The organism is Gudongella oleilytica, assembly GCF_004101785.1.
In the GTDB taxonomy this organism is placed as follows: Bacteria; Bacillota; Clostridia; order Tissierellales; family Tissierellaceae; genus Gudongella; species Gudongella oleilytica.
In genome coordinates this window covers 1-21,027 of the sequence record NZ_CP035130.1, presented here as the reverse complement: position 1 = coordinate 21,027, position 21,027 = coordinate 1, and the positions used below count along the sequence as shown (strand labels likewise).

Below are 21,027 nucleotides of genomic sequence, written 5' to 3'. Positions count from 1 at the left end.
GGATGACAAGATAATTGTGAACTGTGGACTGTGGATTTTGAATTATCTTTTCACTACCATGGCTATTCCTTGTCCGCCTCCTATGCATAGGGTTGCAAGGCCGTTCTTTGCGTCTCTCTTTTCCATTTCATGAAGAAGGGTGACGAGGATCCTTGCTCCACTTGCTCCTATGGGGTGGCCTATTGCTATGGCTCCTCCGTTTACGTTTACTTTTTCCATGTCGAAGTTTAGCTCTTTTGCTACTGAGAGGGCTTGTGCCGCGAAGGCTTCGTTTGCTTCTACAAGGTCTATGTCTTCTATTTTCATGCCTGCTTTTTCAAGGGCTTTTTTGCTTGCTGGTATTGGCCCTGTTCCCATTATTGCAGGGTCTACTCCGCCTGATGCGTAGCTTGTTATTTCTGCCAGGATCTTTAAGCCGAGTTCTTCTGCTTTTTCTTTGCTCATTACTATTATGGCTGCTGCTCCGTCGTTTATCCCTGATGCATTTCCTGCTGTTACTGTTCCATCTTTCTTAAATGCTGGCTTTAGTTTGCCAAGGGTCTCCATTGTCGTGCCGAATTTCGGATATTCGTCTGTGTCTACTACTACCGGGTCGCCTTTTCTTTGGGGGATTATTACCGGTACTATTTCTTCTTTGAAACGGCCTTCTTTTATTGCTTTTTCTGCTCTTATTTGTGAGTTGTAGGACAGTTCATCCTGCTCTTCTCTTGTGAGGCCGTATTTTTCTACTATGTTTTCTGCTGTTATTCCCATGTGGTAGTTGTTGAATATGTCTGTGAGGCCGTCTGCTACCATGTAGTCTATTACCTGACCGTTGCCCATTCTTTGTCCCCATCTGTTGTTTGGCAAAAGATATGGCGCCTGGCTCATGTTTTCTGTTCCGCCTGCTACTATTATTTCTGCGTCCCCTGCTTTTATTGCCTGTGCTGCAAGGGCTACTGTCTTTAGTCCTGAGCCGCATACCTTGTTTACTGTGTATGAGGTGACATAGTCAGGGATGCCTGCGTGTATTGCAACTTGTCTTGCTACGTTTTGTCCCTGGCCTGCCTGGAGGACGTTTCCATAGATCACTTCGTCTACCATTTTAGGGTCAAGGTTTATTCTTTCCATGGCTGCCTTTACTGCTGTTGTCCCAAGCGCTACTGCACTTACGTCCTTGAATGCTCCGCCGTAGCTTCCTACCGGTGTTCTTACTGCACTTACTATTACTGCCTGCTTCATTTTTGTTACCTCCTTGTTATTTAACAAACTATCAACTATGATATATCCCCCGTCCCAACATGGGACGGGGATATATCGTCTCTATTAATAGATTCCTAAGCTTGCCAATATGATCGCTGGTATTGATGATAATACCGGAAGGATCAACGAGGTTACTGCGATATCTATATAGGAGTCCTTATGAGTAAGTCCTGTTATAGCAAGAAGTGTCAATACCGCTCCGTTATGTGGAAGTGTATCAAGACCTCCAGATGCAAGGGATGCAACTCTGTGGAATGCCTCGGGACTGATTCCTGTCTCAAGAGCTAATTGGTAGTATTTCTCGCCAAGAGCTGCAAGTGCGATTCCCATACCGCCTGATGCCGAGCCTGTTGCTCCAGCCAACAGGTTGACTGCTACTGCCTCTGATATAAGTGGTGAGCCCTTGATTCCCATTACAAGGTCAGTAAGTGATTGGAAGCCTGGTACCGCTCTAACGACTGCACCAAAGCCTACAGCAGCACTGGTGTTGATAATTGCAGTCATGGATCCAAGTGCACCTGCACTCACAGTCTTTGTAAAGCCTTTATACTCTTTGAAATTAAGCGCCATCGCCAGAACTATACCTGCAAGCAATGCCACGATTATCGGCCAGTCCAGAATGTTAAGAGTTAGAAGAACTGTTAACAGCGGAAGTATTGAAAGGAATGGATTTGGAAGTACTCTGTTTGGATCTTCCTCTACCTTCGCTCTGTTTGTAGGCTCGGTAAATACTTCACCCTTTGCCGTAAGTTTCTTTTCTTTCCATACCATATATGCATATCCAAATCCAAACATAAACACTGCTGCTGTTATACCCATAATCGGTGCTGCAGTTGGAGTAGTGAAGAAGTAGTCCATTGGTATAAGGTTCTGGATCTGTGGTGTTCCAGGAATAGCTGTCATGGTAAATGTGAAAGAACCAAGTGCTATTGCTCCAGGGATAAGCTTTCTTGAGATGTTTGCCTCTCTGTAAAGCTCAAGTGCCAATGGGTACATAGCGAAAACTACTACGAATAAGCTGATGCCACCGTAGGTAAGAACAGCACAGCCAAGGATAACTCCAAGGATCGCTCTCTTTGGTCCTATGACTCCTGTAAGCCATTTTGCAATGGATTTTGCCGCTCCTGTGTAATCCATAAGGTGTCCGAAGATCGCACCAAGCATAAATACAGGAAACCATGATTTTGTGAAGCCGACAAAACCTGTCATGTAGGTGTCGGTGTATGCAGGAAGAAGCTCAAGACCTCCAAATAGAGCTACTACCATTGCTGTAAGAGGAGCTACCCAGATGATGGAGTGCCCTCTGTAAGCTAAGAACATCAATAATACCAGACCAATTAAAATACCTAGCATTTGTTTCCCTCCATTTCATAAATGATTTTAGTAATTATTGCTTACCTGTTGCATCAACCAGCTGTCCATCCACCGTCGATAGTCATAGTTGAACCGGTAATGTGTTTTCCAGCATCTGAGCAAAGGAACTTAGCTACCTCAGCTATTGTCTCAGGCTCGATAAGCTTCTTGACTGCTGCCTTTTGAAGCATAATTTTTTCTACTACCTCTTCCTTTGAAATACCGTGAGTCTTGGCCTGATCTGCAATTTGTCCATCTACCAGCGGAGTTCTTACATAAGCTGGGCAAATGGAGTTTACAGTTATCCCATAAGGGCCACCCTCGAGTCCTGCTGTCTTTGTAAGTCCGGACAATCCATGCTTTGCAGATACATATGCTGACTTGAACTCGGAAGCAACTAAGCCGTGGATAGAGTTCAGGTTAATGATCCTTCCCCATCCTTGCTCCTTCATTGAAGGCCATACATACTTAGTCAATAGGAATGGTGCTGTCAGCATAAGGTTGATCATGAAGTCCCATTTGTCTTCAGGGAAGTCTTCGATCGGGGAAACCGTTTGTATACCAGCAACATTGATCAGAATGTCTACCTTTGAAAACCTTTCCAGAGCAAAATCGACAAGTGCCTTGCAGTCTTCTCTTTTGCTTAGGTCAGCTTTCATATACGCTGCTCCTAACCGCTCACCCACTTCCTTTAGCTTTGGCTCGTTTATATCGGCAATTACAACCTTGGCTCCATCCTTTGCAAAGGATTCAGCTATAGCCAAACCTATCCCACTAGCGCCTCCAGTTACAATACATACTTTATCTTGTAGCATATCTCTACCTCCTTTAAATTTTGATCTATTTTATTGCAACTTCCATGCCAAGACAAAGGATATTTATTCCGATATTTCGGTTTATTTTTACAAAAAAAGTACCAGATAGAAATACTATTAACAAAGTATTGTCTCCTGGTAAATTATTTGTAGATTCGTTTGAAAGTTTTAATAATAATTTTGCAACCATTGAATATATTGTGTAAACTATTCCGTACATTATTGCGCTTTATTGTGATTCATTGTAAGCTTTTTCTTACAATATTTCTCTGATTTTCCGAAATATGTCAGAATTGTTGTTATCGGAGTTTTTTGTTAATATATTATCATTAAGCCTCTATATTGTACTTCGTAAGCTTGTCATACAGGCTTGTCCGGCTGATTCCAAGAGTTTCAGCAGCTTCAGACTTATTTCCCTTTGCCAATATCAATCTGTTAAGAATAACATCCTTCTCGACTTCCTCGAGAGTTTCCTTTAGTGTTCTCATAGAATCATAGCTGGATATCCCTGTAATTTTTGGAGGAAGATGCTTTGCAAGTATCCTTGTCTCGTCGTCCATGAAGTTGATTGCCCTTTCCAAGGTATTCTCAAGCTCTCTGACATTACCAGGCCAATCGTAATTTTTAAGGAAATCAAGAGCTTTGAAGGAAATTCCATCCACTCTGATGCCTTCTTTCTCGGAGATCTTCTCCATAAGGTATTTAGCCAATACAGGTATATCCTCCCGCCTTTCTCTCAAGGAAGGCACCCTAATGTTAACTACATTCAACCTATAGAACAGATCCAGCCTGAATTGCCCCTCATTTACCATATTCTCAAGATTCTTATTGGTTGCAGCTATTACTCTGACATCGACTTTTTCCGAAATATTCGATCCAATCTTCTCTATCTCCCTGTCCTGAAGGACCCTCAAAAGCTTTGCCTGCATGCTCATTGGCAGCTCCCCGATTTCATCAAGAAATATGGTTCCTCCGTCTGCAGCCTTGAACTTACCTATCTTTCCACCTTTTCTTGCTCCGGTGAAGGAACCTTCCTCATAGCCAAAGAGCTCAGATTCAAGTAGCTCGAAGGGGATCGCACTGCAGTTTACCTTTATAAATGGAGCATCGACTCTCTTACTGTTATTGTGTATCGCATGAGCAAAGAGCTCTTTCCCTGTTCCGGACTCTCCAAGTATCAATACGTTGGAGTTTGTGTTGCCAACCTTCTTCACAATATCCTTAAGCTGCTTCATTCCGGGGCTTTCGCCAATTATACTGTCCAGTGCATAGCTTGCCTTGTTTGCTTTCTTGAACTCATCTCTATACAGATTCAATTCCTTCTGGATGTTATTTATTCTAAGGTATAGAGTATTGAGCTCATCCACGTCTCTGAAAAGTACCTTTCCTACTGCGCCAACGACCTTCCCATTCACGAATATCGGTATCCTTGTTGCTATCATGTTTCGACCATTTATTTCCTGGACTTGTGCTATCTCGGGCTTCCCCGTTTTAGTTACAATGTCCATTCTTGTGTTTTCTATAACATCACGAACGTGTCTGCCAATAGCCCAATCCCTGTCAACGCTAAGGAATTCAGCATAGGCTCTGCTTAGCATTTCAACTATGCCGTCCTTGTTGACGTATACGATGCAGTCATTTATTGCATCCATTATTATACTTAGGAGAGAAGATGCCTCAGCCTCATTATCCACTTCCTTGATAATCTTTTTCAAGGTATCCAATTGATTAAAGCTAACAAGTATCCTTTTATTTTCATCATACTCGAACCATGAGGTATGGAGTACCAGATCCTTTTCATTTACTGTTACCTTACTTCTCCTGGAAGTTTCATTCCCCTGTACAAAGTCGTGAACTCCAAACTGATACATGAGCTGAGGCAGTATATTGCTTAAGTCTGAGTTCTCATCAAGTCCAAGAACTTCTCTGCCTCTTTGGTTAAGATATATAAGCCTTAAGTCTTCAGTAAGTATCAACACACCTGATTCGAATGCATTGACCAATTCATATGCTGACAAGCTAACTTCACTCATAATTATTACCTCGCTTTATGCAGAACAGTTTCCAATATCCTACCTTTTCATTCTATCACAAAAAAAAGACCCGCTGCAATATGCAGCGGATCTTCATTAGTCTGGCAACTTCCTACTCTCCCAGGTCGTTTCCAACCAAGTACCATCGGCGTTAAGAGGCTTAACTTCTGTGTTCGGTATGGGTACAGGTGTCTCCCTCTTGCTATCGTCACCAGACGAAAACTAAATCTTTCTAAGAACAAACATTACTTCTTTCAATTCACAATTCTCAGTTCACAGTTCACAATTACTTGGGTCATTCTCTTGGGTCTTAGACCCTAAATCCTTACTTCCACAATTGTGCATTGTGCATTGTCAATCGTCAATTGGTTTAGGTCAAGTCCTCGACATATTAGTATCTCTTAGCTTCAAGCATTGCTGCTCTTTCACCTGAGACCTATCTACCAGGTCGTCTTCCTGGTGTCTTACTCACTTCCGTGATGGGAAATCTCATCTTGAGGGGGGCTTCGTGCTTAGATGCCTTCAGCACTTATCCCGTCCAAACTTAGCTACTCAGCCATGCCTTTGGCAAGACAACTGATCCACCATAGGTTTGTCCATCCCGGTCCTCTCGTACTAAGGACAGCTCCTCTCAAATTTCCTGCGCCCACGACGGATAGGGACCGAACTGTCTCACGACGTTCTGAACCCAGCTCGCGTGCCTCTTTAATGGGCGAACAGCCCAACCCTTGGGACCTACTTCAGCCCCAGGATGAGACGAGCCGACATCGAGGTGCCAAACACCCCCGTCGATGTGGACTCTTGGGGGGTATAAGCCTGTTATCCCCGGGGTAGCTTTTATCCGTTGAGCGATGGCCCTTCCACGCGGTACCACCGGATCACTAAGTCCAACTTTCGTTCCTGCTCCACTTGTTGGTGTCGCAGTCAAGCTTCCTTCTGCCTTTACACTCTTCGCACGATTTCCGACCGTGCTGAGGAAACCTTTGAGCGCCTCCGTTACTTTTTAGGAGGCGACCGCCCCAGTCAAACTGCCCAACTGACAGTGTCCCCACACCGGTTTCACGGTGCCAGGTTAGAATTTCAGCATCACAAGAGTGGTATCCCAAGGACGGCTCCACAAATACTGGCGCACTTGCTTCTATGCCTCCCACCTATCCTGTACATGCAATGCCAAAATCCAATGTCAGCCTGCAGTAAAGCTCCACGGGGTCTTTCCGTCCTGTCGCGGGTAACTCGCATCTTCACGAGTACTACAATTTCACCGGATCCTTTGTTGAGACAGTGCCCAAATCGTTACACCTTTCGTGCGGGTCGGAACTTACCCGACAAGGAATTTCGCTACCTTAGGACCGTTATAGTTACGGCCGCCGTTTACTGGGGCTTAAGTTCACACCTTCGAGGTTTCCCTCTAAGCATTCCCCTTAACCTTCCAGCACCGGGCAGGTGTCACCCCCTATACTTCGTCTTTCGACTTAGCAGAGAGTTGTGTTTTTGGTAAACAGTCGCTTGGGCCTTTTCACTGCGGCCACCTGAAGCTTGTTTATCGTTTGATATCCACTTCAAATGGCACCCCTTCTCCCGAAGTTACGGGGCTATTTTGCCGAGTTCCTTAACAAAGGTTCTTCCGCTCGTCTTAGGATTCTCTCCTCACCTACCTGTGTCGGTTTGCGGTACGGGTGAAAATATTCTCGATAGTGGCTTTTCTTGGCAGTGTGGAGTCTGCAGCTTCTCTACTTGTTTTTCGATCCCCATCACACCTCAGGATCATTAAGAAAACGGATTTGCCTGTCTTCTCTCCCTACGTGCTTAGACGTGCTCTTCCAACCGCACGCTCTGCATATCCTCCTGCGTCCCCACTTCTCTGTTAACGAATACCTCCAGTACAGGAATCATAACCTGTTGTCCATCACCTACGCTTTTCAGCCTTGGCTTAGGTCCCGACTTACCCTGAGTGGACGAGCCTTCCTCAGGAAACCTTAGGTTTTCGACGGGTGAGATTCTCACTCACCTTTCGCTACTTATGCCAGCATTCTCTCTTGTGTAATGTCCAGCGCTCCTTTCGGTACACCTTCGTCCCTTACACAATGCTCCTCTACCGATGTATTATTACATCCCACAGCTTCGGTATCTGATTTTAGCCCCGGAAATCTTCGGCGCAAGGTCTCTCGACCAGTGAGCTATTACGCACTCTTTAAATGTATGGCTGCTTCTAAGCCAACATCCTGGTTGTCTGTGAAACCTCACATCCTTTACCACTTAATCAGTATTTTGGGACCTTAGCTGGTGATCTGGGCTCTTTCCCTTTTGACTATGAAGCTTATCCCCCACAGTCTGACTCCCAAGCTTATGAGTATGGCATTCGGAGTTTGATAGGTTTTGGTAACACTATGTGCCCCTAGACCATTCAGTGCTCTACCTCCATCTCATCCATTCTTGAGGCTAGCCCTAAAGCTATTTCGAGGAGAACCAGCTATCTCCGAGTTCGATTGGCTTTTCACCCCTATCCACAGGTCATCCCATAGCTTTTAAACGCTACCGGGTTCGAGCCTCCATTTTATTTTACTAAAACTTCACTCTGCCCATGGATAGGTCACCCGGTTTCGGGTCTATGACATGCAACTATATCCGCCCTGTTAAGACTCGGTTTCCCTACGGCTCCGTAACTTAATTACTTAACCTCGCTGCATATCATAACTCGCTGGCCCGTTCTACAAAAAGTACGCGGTCACACTTTTAACGTGCTTCCACTGCTTGTAAGCATAGGGTTTCAGGTTCTTTTTCACTCCCCTCCCGGGGTTCTTTTCGCCTTTCCCTCACGGTACTGTTCACTATCGGTCACCAAGTAGTATTTAGCCTTGGGAGGTGGGCCTCCCTGCTTCCCACGGGATTTCTCGTGTCCCGTGGTACTCTGGAGCACAGCCTGTGAATCTTCCATTTCGTCTACAGGGCTATCACCTTGTTTCGCAAAGCTTCCCAGCTTTCTTCGACTATGGATCATCCATTCCTTTGCTGTGTCCTCAACCCCTGATTAATCAGGTTTGGGCTCTTTCCATTTCGCTCGCCGCTACTTTGAAAATCGATGTTTCTTTCTCTTCCTCAGGGTACTTAGATGTTTCAGTTCCCCTGGTCTACCTCTCATGACTTATTTTATTGGGTCATGAGTACTTGAGGGTTGCTCAAGTGGGTTCCCCCATTCGGATATCTACGGATCGACGTCTATTTGCGACTCCCCGTAGCATTTCGGTGCTTATCCCGTCCTTCTTCGGCTCTTGGTGCCAAGGCATTCGCCCTATGCTCTTAATAACTTGACCTATTTCATGTTTGTTCTTCTTCTTAGATTTAGTTTTCAATGTTCGGTTGAGACAATTCACAGTTCACAGTTCACAGTTCACAGTTATCAGGGTCATTCTCTTAAGTCTAAACCTAAGATCCTTCGCTTTCGCTCAGGATGACTTCTTTTAATTGTGCATTGTGCATTGTTCATCGTGCATTGGATCTCTTGGTGGAGATGAGGAGGATCGAACTCCTGACCCCCTGCTTGCAAGGCAGGTGCTCTCCCAGCTGAGCTACACCCCCGTGATCAATTAATACCCTGTCAATGAAATATGTCAAAATCATAGATTTTGGATATTTCTATTGCTGGGCACTACGCAATTGACAATTGACAATGAACAATTTTGTTCAAAAATTTTGTTCAAAGGCCAGTTTGCCTCTGGCTTGCCAAGTTAATTTAATTCACTATTCACATTTCACAATTGTGCATTGTGATTTGTGCATTGTGATTTGTGCATTGTGAATTATATTTATAACAAACAGTGTGAGATACTTATCCTGAAATCTTCCTTAGAAAGGAGGTGATCCAGCCGCACCTTCCGATACGGCTACCTTGTTACGACTTCACCCCAGTCATTGCCCCTACCTTCGACAGCTGCCTCCATTACTGGTTAGCTCACTGGCTTCGGGTATTGACAACTCCCATGGTGTGACGGGCGGTGTGTACAAGACCCGGGAACGCATTCACCGCGGCATTCTGATCCGCGATTACTAGCAACTCCGACTTCATGCAGGCGAGTTGCAGCCTGCAATCCGAACTGGGATCGGCTTTTAGAGATTTGCTTGCCATCGCTGACTTGCTTCTCGTTGTACCGACCATTGTAGCACGTGTGTAGCCCAGGACATAAAGGGCATGATGATTTGACGTCATCCCCACCTTCCTCCGATTTGTCATCGGCAGTCTCTTTAGAGTGCCCAACTTAATGATGGCAACTAAAGACAAGGGTTGCGCTCGTTGCGGGACTTAACCCAACATCTCACGACACGAGCTGACGACAACCATGCACCACCTGTGTCCGCTGTACCCCGAAGGATAAAGATGCATCTCTGCACCGGTCAGCGGCATGTCAAGCCCTGGTAAGGTTCTTCGCGTTGCTTCGAATTAAACCACATGCTCCGCTGCTTGTGCGGGTCCCCGTCAATTCCTTTGAGTTTCATACTTGCGTACGTACTCCCCAGGCGGAGTGCTTAATGCGTTAGCTGCGGCACCGAGGTTTGACCCCCAACACCTAGCACTCATCGTTTACGGCGTGGACTACCAGGGTATCTAATCCTGTTTGCTCCCCACGCTTTCGTTCCTCAGCGTCAGTATAAGTCCAGAAAGTCGCCTTCGCCACTGGTATTCCTCCTAATATCTACGCATTTCACCGCTACACTAGGAATTCCACTTTCCTCTCCTTAACTCAAGTCTGACAGTTTCAAATGCTTACGTAGGTTGAGCCTACGCCTTTCACATCTGACTTATCAGACCGCCTGCGAACCCTTTACGCCCAATAATTCCGGACAACGCTCGCCCCCTACGTATTACCGCGGCTGCTGGCACGTAGTTAGCCGGGGCTTCCTCCTTGGGTACCGTCATTATCTTCCCCAAGGACAGAACTTTACAACCCGAAGGCCTTCATCATTCACGCGGCGTCGCTGCATCAGAGTTTCCTCCATTGTGCAATATTCCCCACTGCTGCCTCCCGTAGGAGTCTGGACCGTGTCTCAGTTCCAGTGTGGCCGTTCACCCTCTCAGGCCGGCTACCTATCGAAGCCTTGGTGAGCCGTTACCTCACCAACTAGCTAATAGGACGCGAGACCATCTTTCACCGCTTATTCGCTTTGACTGATCTACCATGCGGTAATTCAGTTTCATAAGGTATTAATCCCAGTTTCCCGAGGCTATCCCTTTGTGAAAGGCAGGTTTCTCACGCGTTACTCACCCGTCCGCCGCTAAGATGACTCTTCAATCCATCCGAAAATTTCTCTCAGAGTCACTTCGCTCGACTTGCATGTGTTAGGCACGCCGCCAGCGTTCGTCCTGAGCCAGGATCAAACTCTCATTTAATAGTTTGATTTAGCTCATATTATTTGTTCTTAAAAAATTGAAATCTTTGGTTCATTCAAAGCTCTCACACTGTTTAGTTATCTAGGTCCATTGGCCGCCCTCTTGAGGCGACTTGCTTAGTATAGCACTTTTCTAAGCCATCTGTCAACAGGTTTTCTGTAAGATTTTTAATTAACTTGTCTAAAACCGTCAACCTTTTATACTATACAGCCAACAAGCGACCTTGTCAACAGGTTTATAAAAAAAAGGAGCTACTCCGGTTATTCGGGCAGCTCTTGGTTATTTGTGTTAATCTATCATAGTCCGTTCAACTTCCTTGCGAAGCTTCTCAAGGATCCTCTTTTCTATCCTCGAAACGGTCATCTGTGAAATATCGAGATTATTAGCTATTGTGACCTGGGTCCTCTTATTGAAGTACCTTTCAATGAGGATCTCTTTCTCGATCTCGTTCAGCTTCTCCATGGTCTTCATAAGGAAATCATTGTTTTCTATTCTGCTGAAATAGAAATCTTCTTCTCCTATAAGTTCAGCAAGGTTAACTTCCTTATCATCATTGTGTGAATCGAAGGTTACATCCAGAGATTGGGGAGTGTAGACCTTGCTGGCTTCCATTGCCTCGAGTATCTCTTCTTCAGAAGTGTTAAGGTAAGTAGCAATATCCCCTACAGTAGGTATCCTTTGAAGTTCCTGGCTCAGGTGAACCTTTGCATTATTGATCTTCTTCGATAGCTCCTGGATCCTCCTTGGAACACGGATGGTCCACCCTTTGTCCCGGAAGTACTTTTTAATTTCTCCTATTATGGTAGGGGTTGCAAAGCTTGAGAACTCAAAGCCCTTGTCTATGTCGTACCTGTCAATGGCATAAATAAGTCCTATACTGGCCACCTGATAGATATCGTCGTAGTCTATTCCTCTGTTGGCATATTTTTTTGCAAGGATCTCGGCAATATAAAGGTGGTTTTCAATTAAGATATCTCTGGTTACCTTTGTAGGCATGTCCTTATACTGCCTGAAGAGCTCCTTGATATCTGCCTTGTCCAAGCTGTTGTTTTTATCTCTGTTGTAGTTATGCTTGTTAGCCATAGGACTACCATCCTTAATCTATATATTTGACTATTCTGATCTGTTCATCCAAATAGTAGGCCTCATCCATCAGCGACTCTATGATCATTTTACTCAGTTTGGCTTCCCTTGTCTCTTCGACTGGATCGATCGCATTGTGTCCACTAATGGATATTTCAAGTTTATCCTTTAACACCTCAAAGGATATCTCAACCTCGTCTGCTTTATCCGGTACGAAGGACAGTATGCATGCTTCACCCATGGCAACCTTGAGATCGTCTATCTCATCGACATTATATCCTATTCTGCTTCCAATCGCCGAAGAAATCAATCTGACCAAACTTATATAGTCTGTCTTATTTGGGATCTTGACTGATATTCTGTCATTGAGCATTTTCATCACCTCTTATGATGAACAGCTTATCAAGCTCGGTTATATCAAATAGCTTTCTGATATTCGGCCTTATATTATCTATATATATCTTATATTCTGTATCCTGGAGCATTTTTAAAAGGCTTATTAGAGCACCAAGACCTGTACTGTCGATATAGTCCAGCTGCCTTCCGTCGATAACCAGATCTGCCTTCCTCTCCTCAAAGGACTTGACGATTTCTTCCTTAAATACAGATGAGGTATAGATATCAATTTCCCCGACAGGCTTGAAAACCCACTGATTGTGATCATGGTTAAAATCTACCTTGGTATTAAGCGACATTCATTCTTCCCTCCATCCACTGTTAATTGGTTTGTTATTCATTCTATAACAAATATGTGTTAATGTAAATAAATTTAGGGCTTCTAATCCTCCATATACATGGCGACTGCGACCACCTTATCATCCTTCATCTTCATCAGAGTTACTCCCTGAGTGCTTCTTCCCATAATTGAGATCTCTGACACTCCGATCCTGATGACTATTCCGTTTAAAGATATCATCATGACCTCGTCGTGGTCGCTTACCACCTTAGCTGAAACTATATCTCCTGTCTTCTCCTTGATGCTGTATGTGATAAGGCCTTTTCCACCTCTGTTCTGGAGTCTGTAATCAGTTAGTGGAGTCCTCTTTCCATAACCATATTCAGTAATTACAAGAAGATTCTTATCATCATCGACAATCTCCATTGCCACTACCACGTCACCTTCGTTAAGAGTTATAGCTTTTACGCCCATGGCGCTTCTTCCCATATTTCTTACGTCTTTTTCACTGAACCTTATTGCCATGCCCTTCTTGGTAACTACTATAAGATCCTTTGAGCCGTCTGTTAGCTTGACGCTTATAAGCTCATCTGATTCATGGAGAGAAACAGCTATTAATCCTGATTTTCTAATGTTTTCAAACTGATCCAGCCCTGTCTTCTTGATGATTCCTTTCCTTGTTATCAGCACAAGATTATCCTCCGGGTTGTGCTTATACAATGGGATTATTGCTGAAACCTTTTCATCACCGGTAAGGTTCAAGAGATTTACTATGGCTGTTCCTTTAGCCTGTCTTCCAGCTTCTGGAATCTCATATGCTTTTAGGGAGTATACCTTGCCCTTATTGGTAAAGAAGAGTATCGTGCTGTGTGTAGATGTGATGTATAGGTCCTCCACAAAGTCTTCTTCTCTCTTTGTAAGTGCTATTATTCCTCTTCCTCCCCTTCTCTGGGGCTTATATGTCCCCTCAGGCATCCTTTTGATGTACCCAAAATGAGTCAGAGTTATTACTACGTCCTCGTCCTCTATCATGTCTTCGAGATTTATCTCATGACTTGCCGCCATGATCCTTGTTCTTCTCATGTCTCCATACTTGTCCTTTATATCAAGCAGCTCTTCCTTGATTATATTCATAACAAGCCTTTCACTTGCAAGGATCTCTCTTAGTCTGTTTATTTCCTTGATCAGAGCCTCGTATTCCTCCTCCAGCTTGTCTCTTTCAAGACCGGTGAGTCTCTTAAGTCTCATATCAAGAATTGCCTGAGCCTGTTTGTCTGAAAGGGCAAACCTGCTCATCAATGAATCCCTTGCTTCCTGGTCATCACCTGATCCCCTGATTATCTTGATCATTTCATCGATATTATCCAAGGCAATCTTTAATCCCTCTACTATGTGGGCTCTTTCCTCGGCTTTATTCAGGTCGTATTTAGTTCTCTTGATTATAATGTCCTTTTGGTGCTCAAGATAGTAATAGAGCATTTCCTTAAGGTTCAATACCTTTGGCTCTCCATTTACAAGTGCAAGATTTATTATTCCAAAGGTGGTTTGCAGCTGGGTATGCTTGAAAAGATTATTAAGGACAACCTTAGGATTAGCATCCCTCTTTAGCTCTATTACTATCCTCATGCCTTCCCTGTCGGATTCGTCTCTCAGGTCTGAAATGCCTTCCAGCTTTTTATCTCTTACATATTCTGCAATTTTCTCGATCAAATTTGATTTGTTGACCTGATATGGTATTTCGGATACTATTATGCTGTGCTTACCTCTGGAGGATTCCTCGATCTCAGCAACCGCTCTTAGCGTTACCTTGCCTCTTCCGGATCTGAAGGCCTTCCTTATTCCGTCTTTACCCATAATGATCCCGCCGGTAGGGAAATCAGGCCCCTTTATTGCTTTCATAAGATCATCAACTGAACATTCAGGATCGTCAATCATAAGGGCAAGTCCGTCAATCACCTCTCTTAAATTATGAGGTGGTATATTGGTGGCCATGCCTACAGCTATTCCTGAGGATCCGTTTACCAGAAGGTTGGGAAACCTGCTTGGAAGTACTGTCGGCTCCTGAAGGGTCTCGTCAAAGTTAGGTCTGAAGCTTACTGTATCCTTATTGATATCTCTTAACATCTCTGTGGCCAGTTTTGTCATTCTGGCCTCGGTATAACGCATTGCTGCTGCTCCATCTCCGTCGACGCTGCCGAAGTTTCCATGTCCATCAACTAGCAGATACCTTGTATTAAAATCCTGAGCCAATCTTACCATTGCTCCATAAACTGAGCTGTCTCCATGTGGATGGTACTTACCAAGTACATCTCCGACTACCCTGGCTGACTTTCTGTACTGTTTGTCAGGTGTCATTCCCAGCTCGTCCATTGCATATAAAATCCTTCTGTGTACAGGCTTAAGCCCATCTCTTACATCAGGGAGAGCACGGCTTACGATGACGCTCATGGCATAATCCAGATAAGAGTTTCTCATTTCATCTTCAATTTTTATTTCTACCAGCTTATCTCTTTCGTTATCCATTTCGGCCTCCTAGATGTCAAGATTCTTAACATACTTAGCATTCTCTTCAATAAACTCTCTTCTTGGGTCAACCTTGTCACCCATAAGTGTTGTGAATATATCATCAGCAGCAACCGCATCCTCTACGCTCACTCTCAGAAGAGTCCTCTTCTCAGGATCCATAGTTGTGTCGTAGAGCTGTTCTGCATTCATTTCTCCAAGACCTTTGTATCTTTGGATCACAGGATTTCCGCTTCTTCCTATCTCGTCAAAAAGCTTTTCAAGTTCTTTGTCGCTATAGCAGTAGTATTCCTTCCTGTTCTTACTTACCTTGTATAGGGGAGGTTGAGCTATATATACATGTCCGTTGTCAATAAGCTCTCTCATATATCTGTAGAAAAATGTAAGCATAAGTGTTCTAATATGAGCTCCGTCTACATCGGCATCCGTCATTATTATTATCTTGCCATATCTAAGCTTCTCCAGGTTAAAATCCTCGCCTATACCAGTTCCAAAGGCTGTTATCATTGCTTTAATCTCATTGTAGCCAAGTATCTTATCCAGCCTCGCCTTCTCAACATTCATTATCTTGCCTCTAAGAGGAAGAATTGCCTGGAATCTCTTGTGTCTACCTTGCTTTGCACTACCTCCCGCAGAATCACCCTCCACTATGAATATCTCAGTTTCCTTGATATCACTGGACTGACAGTCCGCAAGCTTTCCAGGAAGTGTTGTGTTATCCAATATGCTTCTCTTTCTAGTAAGGTCCCTTGCCTTTCTGGCCGCCTCTCTCGCTCTTTGGGAGCTTATTGCCTTATCCAGGACTATTTTTGATACCTTTGGATTTTCTTCAAAGTAATTATTCAAGAATTCCGTAGTTAATGACTCGACTATTCCCCTTGTTTCACTATTTCCAAGCTTGCCTTTGGTTTGGCCCTCGAACTGAGGTTCAGGAAGCTTGACTGAAAGGATCGCAGTCATACCCTCTCTTACGTCCTCTCCGGACAAGTTGTCATCCTTTTCTTTAAGGAAGCCGTATTTCCTTGCATAATCATTTATTGACCTTGTTAGTGCAGTCCTGAGACCAGAGAGATGTGAACCACCCTCTGCTGTATTAATATTGTTTGCGAATGTAAATACGTTCTCTGTATAGCCGTCTGTATACTGTATTGCAAGCTCCACAGTAGTAAGATCTCTTTCCTGCTCAAAATATATTACATCCTTATGAAGTGGATTCTTGTTCTTATTGATATATTCGACGAAGGATTTTATTCCTCCTAAATAATGAAATTCTTTCTTAACTCCGGATCTCCTATCTTCCATGGAAATTTTTATGCCTTTGTTCAGGAATGCCATTTCTCTGAATCTGTATTCAAGAGTTGCAGAGTCAAATACTGTTGTTTCAAATATTTGGTCGTCGGCCTTGAAGTGAATAGTTGTACCAGTTCCCTCTGCATTTCCAATGCATTCCAATTCAGAAGTAGCTACACCTCTTGCAAAGGATTGTCTGTATTCCTTGCCCTCTCTCTTTACCTTTGCTACAAGCCACTCTGAAAGAGCATTTACTACCGATACCCCTACTCCGTGAAGACCTCCTGAAACCTTATAAGCCGAGTTATTGAATTTCCCTCCGGCATGTAGTATTGTCAAAACTGTCTCAACAGTTGATTTTCCAGTCTGAGGATGGATCTCCACTGGGATACCGCTTCCGTTATCTTCAACTGAAACTGAGTTATCTTCGTAGATTATAACGTTTATAGTATCGCATATACCAGCAAGAGCTTCATCCACACTATTGTCGACTACCTCATAAACAAGGTGGTGAAGACCTCTGGGCCCGGTGGTGCCAATGTACATGCCAGGTCTCTTTCTGACAGGCTCAAGACCTGTCAATACTTGGATCTCATTGGCTGTATAATGTCTTTCATTTCCATTTCCATTGCCGTTTATTTCAATCGCCATTTAATTCCCTCCACGTTTTATTTCCATTGTACAGACAACCTTCTCTCACATGGAAAATTGTTTTGTTAAAAGCCTTAAGACTGTCCGTTTCTACTGCATCAGTAACTGTAATAAATGTTTGCGTTTCACTGAATAATCCGGTCAAAAAACCTCTTCTGTCCTCGTCAAGCTCAGAATATACATCATCTAAGAGTAATACAGGATAATATCCTGTTTCCTTTTTAAGTATTTTTACTTCTGACAGCTTAAGTGTCAGCACAAGAGTCCTTTGCTGACCCTGTGAACCAAATATCCTCAGGTCCTTACCGTTGATTGAGGGATTAAAATCATCTCTATGGGGACCTAATGATGTACTTCCTATTTCTATATCTCTCGATCTTCCCCTTCGAAGTTGATCCAGGTATTTTTCCTCAATAACAAGGAGTGAATCTCCTTCTGGTACATTTGTATTATATTTTATATCAAGCTCCTCTTTGCCTGATGTTATCTGAAAATGGATATCTCTTGCTTCCCTTTTTATTTTTTTAATATACTGCTCTCTTTCCATGGAAATAAGTGTACCAAGCTTAGCCAGCTGGACATCAAAAACTTCAAGCAGCTCTGATAGTTCACTTAACAGCCTTCTCGACTTTAGCAGGTTATTTCTCTGTATCAAAGCTTTATAGTATCTGCTGAGGTTATGATGATAAACCGGCTTGATCTGGGATATACTTGAATCCAGATAATTTCTCCTGTTTCCGGGACCTTCTTTTACAAGCTTAAGATCATCAGGAAAAAATACTACTACCTTCAAGCCTGTATTTAACTCCTTATAACTTTTCATTTCTACCTTGTTCATCCTGATACGCTTTGGTTTATCTGATTCAAGTTTTATTTCCGTGAATTTTTCAAGTTCACCTATACTAAGCTCAGCACCTATATAGGCTTCCTTCTTTCCAAAGCTTATAATTTCCTTATCTCTTAAAGTTCTGAAGGATCTGCCTGTTGAACACATATAAATCGCTTCGAGAAGATTTGTCTTCCCCTGGGCATTTTTCCCCACAAGAATGTTTACTCCGCTGCCAAAGCTTGCGGACATGCTGCTGTAGTTTCTGAAGTTAATTAATCTGATGCCCTTAATAATCAATCAATACACTCCCAATCAATCTGCAGGACTAAATCAATATGAAGCGATATTCATCAGCAATTACTATCCTATCGTTTTTCCTGAGCTTCTTTCCTCTTTCGTATGCAACCACATCGTTGACCTTTACTATTCCGTCTGCAATCATTTCCTTTGCCTGTCCTCCAGTTTGTGCTGCTCCACAAAGCTTTAGAAATTGATCCAGCTTGATGTAGTCGGTGGTAATTTGAATTTCTTCCATAATATAATCTCCTAGAAATCATCCTGTGCAAGCCTTACGGGCAACACAAGGTAAGTATAACTGTCATCTTCCACGCCATTTATAATGCAAGGATTCAGACTGCCGGCGAACTTCAGGACTATCTCTTCACAATCCATTATCTTTATTCCTTCGAGTATATATCTTGAATTGAATGCAATATTTAAGTCTTCACCCTTCTGATTTGCATTTACTGATTCAAATACATCTCCCATCTCAGAATTTGATTTTATAGCTATCTGACCATCCGAAACTGATATTTTGATAAGGTTTGCTTTTTCTTCCTTGGCCAGAAGTGATGCTCTTTCAAGTCCACTTTGGAAGCTTCTTCTGCTTACCCTGACTTCAGTTTTATGCTCAGCTCTCATGATGTCCTTGTAATTGAAAAATTGACCTTCCAAAAGCTTAGTATACATTATGGTATCACCAAGGTTAAAAATAGCCTGTCCATGAGAGATGCTTACTACCATCTCCTCTTCCTTGTCCTCAATGATCTTGTTCAGTTCATTTAATGCTCTTCCTGGTATTATTATCTTTTCCTTTATAAGTGATGAGGTTGTTATTTTTCTAAGGGCAAGTCTGTATCCGTCAAGTGATACACAGGAGATATTTCCTCCATCCAGCTCCATTAAAACTCCTGTAAGTGAAGGTCTTGTTTCGTCCTGAGTAGTCGCGAATACGGTTTGTCTTATGGCTGACTTGAAAAGATCTCTGGTAATGCTGAATTGATTTTCTTCAATTATTATCGGCAGATCAGGATAATCGTCACCCGAATTTCCAATTATATTGAACTCAACATTTTGGCATTTTATATTTACATGATTATCCTTTACTTCAAATGCGATAGTGTCATCTGGGAGCTTTCTAACGATATCTCCGATTATCCTCGAATTAAGAACTATCTTTCCCTTCTCCTCAACGACTGCATCGACAAAGGTTTCTATGCTTATCTCAAGATCTGTGGCTGTTAATTTCAGACTGTGATCCTTTGCTTCAAAGAGTATGCCATCGAGGATTTGAAGGGTTGATCTTGAAGAAATACCTTTCTGAGCTATCCCTATGTGCTTTGACAGGTCCCTTTGCTCCACTCTGAATTTCATGTTTTTCCTCCCTCGTATAGAATATTAGAATCAAAAACTATAGTAGTAATAGTAGTAGGCGTTGTGATTATGTGGATAACCTTTTATTTCAAACCAAATTGTTGGTTTAGCGGATTTAACAACATGTGAATAAGTCATGAAGAAGTTTTTTATTTTACACAGATAAATCATTTTCTAAGGTCATCTATTATATCTTCTATCTTCTTTTTAAATAGGTTGTCCCTTATCATATCATTGCTTATCTTTTCACAGGCATGTATAACAGTGGTATGATCCCTTCCACCAAATTCGTCTCCTATCTTTGGAAGAGAAAGATCGGTAAGCTCTCTTGTAAGATACATTGCAACCTGTCTTGGATAGGCTATTGCTCTGGTTCTCTTCTTGGAGCTGAATTCGTCTATTCTTATATTGAATCTCTTCGAAACCTTGTCCTTTATAAGGTCTACCGTTATCTCCAATGGTTTGTGATTCGATATAATGTCCTTTAGTGCCTCCTCGGCAAGCTCCTCGGTTATAGCTCTGTTCGTAAGGGATGAGTAAGCCACTACCTTTATCAAGGCTCCTTCAAGCTCCCTTATATTGGAGTGGATCGTATTTGCTATAAGGAGTACAACTTCATCGGGGATCTCAAGGTTTTCCATAGTAGCCTTCTTCCTTAAGATAGCCATCCTTGTCTCCAGGTCAGGTGCCTGGATGTCAGTTGTCAGTCCCCACTCAAATCTCGATCTTAATCTTTCCTCCAGAGTGGGTATATCCCTGGGAGGTCTGTCGCTTGAAATTATGATCTGCTTATTTGCCTCATGGAGTGCATTGAAGGTATGAAAGAATTCCTCCTGCGTACCTTCCTTTCCTGCGATAAACTGTATGTCGTCTACAAGGAGCACATCTACATTCCTGTATTTATTTCTGAACTCTTCATTCCTATATTCTCTGATAGAATTTATAAGCTCATTGGTAAACTTCTCACTGGATACATATACTACCTTTGAATCCGGATTCTGGCTTAATATATAATGTCCAATGGCATGCATAAGATGTGTTTTACCAAGACCTACCCCTCCGTATATGAATAGAGGATTGTATGCCTGAGCAGGTGCCTCTGCAACCGCAACTGAAGCAGCATGGGCAAAATCATTGCTCTTACCGGTCACGAAAGTGCTGAAGGTGTACTTCGGGTTCAACTGGGATTTGTTCAGAGCCTTTGTTGTTTCTTTTTCCCGCTGAGACTGAGTTTGCTTGACCTGCTCACCGGGTATTATAAATCTGATCTGGTAATTTTTACCTGTGACTTGCTTGATGGCATTTTTTATCAGGTTGAAGTATCTGCCTTCAAGTATTCCTTTTGTAAAGTCGTTGGGTGCTCCGAGTATTATTTCGTCATCCTCCAGACTTATAGGCTCAATTGATTTTAGCCAGGTGTTAAAGCTTACCTCAGTTAGCTCTACCTTGATCAGTCCCAGGACGCTTTCCCAAATCTGGTCTAAATTAGTGTCCAT

General features: G+C 43.1%; 14 protein-coding genes, 1 tRNA gene and 3 rRNA genes. All 18 read right to left on the bottom strand.

The genetic code is table 11. From position 1 onward, the window contains the following. Nucleotides 1-42 precede the first annotated feature (42 nt). Entirely contained in the window at nt 43-1,221 is a 1,179-nt protein-coding gene (locus EC328_RS00090; protein WP_128424906.1) for an acetyl-CoA C-acetyltransferase, read from the bottom strand. An 84-nt stretch (nt 1,222-1,305) separates the two neighbouring features. After that, complete coding sequence (locus EC328_RS00085; protein ID WP_128424905.1) at nt 1,306-2,595, bottom strand: GntP family permease; 1,290 nt, start codon at nt 2,593-2,595, stop codon at nt 1,306-1,308. A gap of 53 nt (nt 2,596-2,648) precedes the next feature. Next, a complete protein-coding gene (locus tag EC328_RS00080; RefSeq protein ID WP_128424904.1) occupies nt 2,649-3,410 on the bottom strand; it encodes a 3-hydroxybutyrate dehydrogenase in 762 nt (253 codons plus the stop codon). Between the two features lie 25 nt (nt 3,411-3,435). Then, complete coding sequence (locus EC328_RS00075) at nt 3,436-3,630, bottom strand: hypothetical protein (protein WP_128424903.1); 195 nt, start codon at nt 3,628-3,630, stop codon at nt 3,436-3,438. Nucleotides 3,631-3,739: 109 nt separating this feature from the next. Beyond that, complete coding sequence (locus tag EC328_RS00070; protein WP_206363871.1) at nt 3,740-5,443, bottom strand: sigma-54 interaction domain-containing protein; 1,704 nt, start codon at nt 5,441-5,443, stop codon at nt 3,740-3,742. Nucleotides 5,444-5,542: 99 nt separating this feature from the next. Then, nucleotides 5,543-5,659 (bottom strand): 5S ribosomal RNA (gene rrf / locus EC328_RS00065). Between the two features lie 155 nt (nt 5,660-5,814). Further along, nucleotides 5,815-8,754: ribosomal RNA gene (locus tag EC328_RS00060) — 23S ribosomal RNA — on the bottom strand. A 189-nt stretch (nt 8,755-8,943) separates the two neighbouring features. After that, nucleotides 8,944-9,019: transfer RNA gene (locus EC328_RS00055), tRNA-Ala, on the bottom strand. Nucleotides 9,020-9,290: 271 nt separating this feature from the next. Then, a 16S ribosomal RNA gene (locus EC328_RS00050) occupies nt 9,291-10,826 on the bottom strand. Together the 16S, 23S and 5S rRNA genes with 1 tRNA gene alongside form the textbook arrangement of a ribosomal RNA operon. A gap of 288 nt (nt 10,827-11,114) precedes the next feature. After that, nucleotides 11,115-11,909 carry a SigB/SigF/SigG family RNA polymerase sigma factor gene (locus EC328_RS00045; protein WP_128424902.1) on the bottom strand — a complete coding sequence of 265 codons (795 nt, stop codon included), beginning with the start codon at nt 11,907-11,909 and terminating at the stop codon, nt 11,115-11,117. A 13-nt stretch (nt 11,910-11,922) separates the two neighbouring features. After that, the gene (locus EC328_RS00040; RefSeq protein ID WP_128424901.1) at nt 11,923-12,282 is read right to left on the bottom strand and encodes an ATP-binding protein; all 360 of its coding nucleotides are present in this window, start codon (nt 12,280-12,282) and stop codon (nt 11,923-11,925) included. Then, nucleotides 12,272-12,604, bottom strand: coding sequence for an STAS domain-containing protein (locus EC328_RS00035; protein ID WP_128424900.1), 333 nt, complete (start codon nt 12,602-12,604; stop codon nt 12,272-12,274). The genes EC328_RS00040 and EC328_RS00035 overlap by 11 nt, the downstream gene beginning before the upstream one ends. Before the next feature lie 83 nt (nt 12,605-12,687). Then, nucleotides 12,688-15,108 carry a DNA gyrase subunit A gene (gene gyrA / locus EC328_RS00030; RefSeq protein ID WP_128424899.1) on the bottom strand — a complete coding sequence of 807 codons (2,421 nt, stop codon included), beginning with the start codon at nt 15,106-15,108 and terminating at the stop codon, nt 12,688-12,690. 9 nt (nt 15,109-15,117) lie between these two features. Then, entirely contained in the window at nt 15,118-17,049 is a 1,932-nt protein-coding gene (gene gyrB, locus EC328_RS00025; RefSeq protein ID WP_128424898.1) for a DNA topoisomerase (ATP-hydrolyzing) subunit B, read from the bottom strand. Next, the gene (recF, locus tag EC328_RS00020) at nt 17,039-18,175 is read right to left on the bottom strand and encodes a DNA replication/repair protein RecF (RefSeq protein ID WP_128424897.1); all 1,137 of its coding nucleotides are present in this window, start codon (nt 18,173-18,175) and stop codon (nt 17,039-17,041) included. The genes gyrB and recF overlap by 11 nt, the downstream gene beginning before the upstream one ends. A 28-nt stretch (nt 18,176-18,203) precedes the next feature. Next, entirely contained in the window at nt 18,204-18,413 is a 210-nt protein-coding gene (locus EC328_RS00015; protein ID WP_128424896.1) for an RNA-binding S4 domain-containing protein, read from the bottom strand. A gap of 11 nt (nt 18,414-18,424) precedes the next feature. Continuing rightward, nucleotides 18,425-19,531 (bottom strand): DNA polymerase III subunit beta, encoded by a 1,107-nt coding sequence (gene dnaN / locus EC328_RS00010; RefSeq protein ID WP_128424895.1) that lies wholly within the window; start codon nt 19,529-19,531, stop codon nt 18,425-18,427. Between the two features lie 167 nt (nt 19,532-19,698). Beyond that, nucleotides 19,699-21,027 carry a chromosomal replication initiator protein DnaA gene (gene dnaA, locus EC328_RS00005; RefSeq protein WP_128424894.1) on the bottom strand — a complete coding sequence of 443 codons (1,329 nt, stop codon included), beginning with the start codon at nt 21,025-21,027 and terminating at the stop codon, nt 19,699-19,701.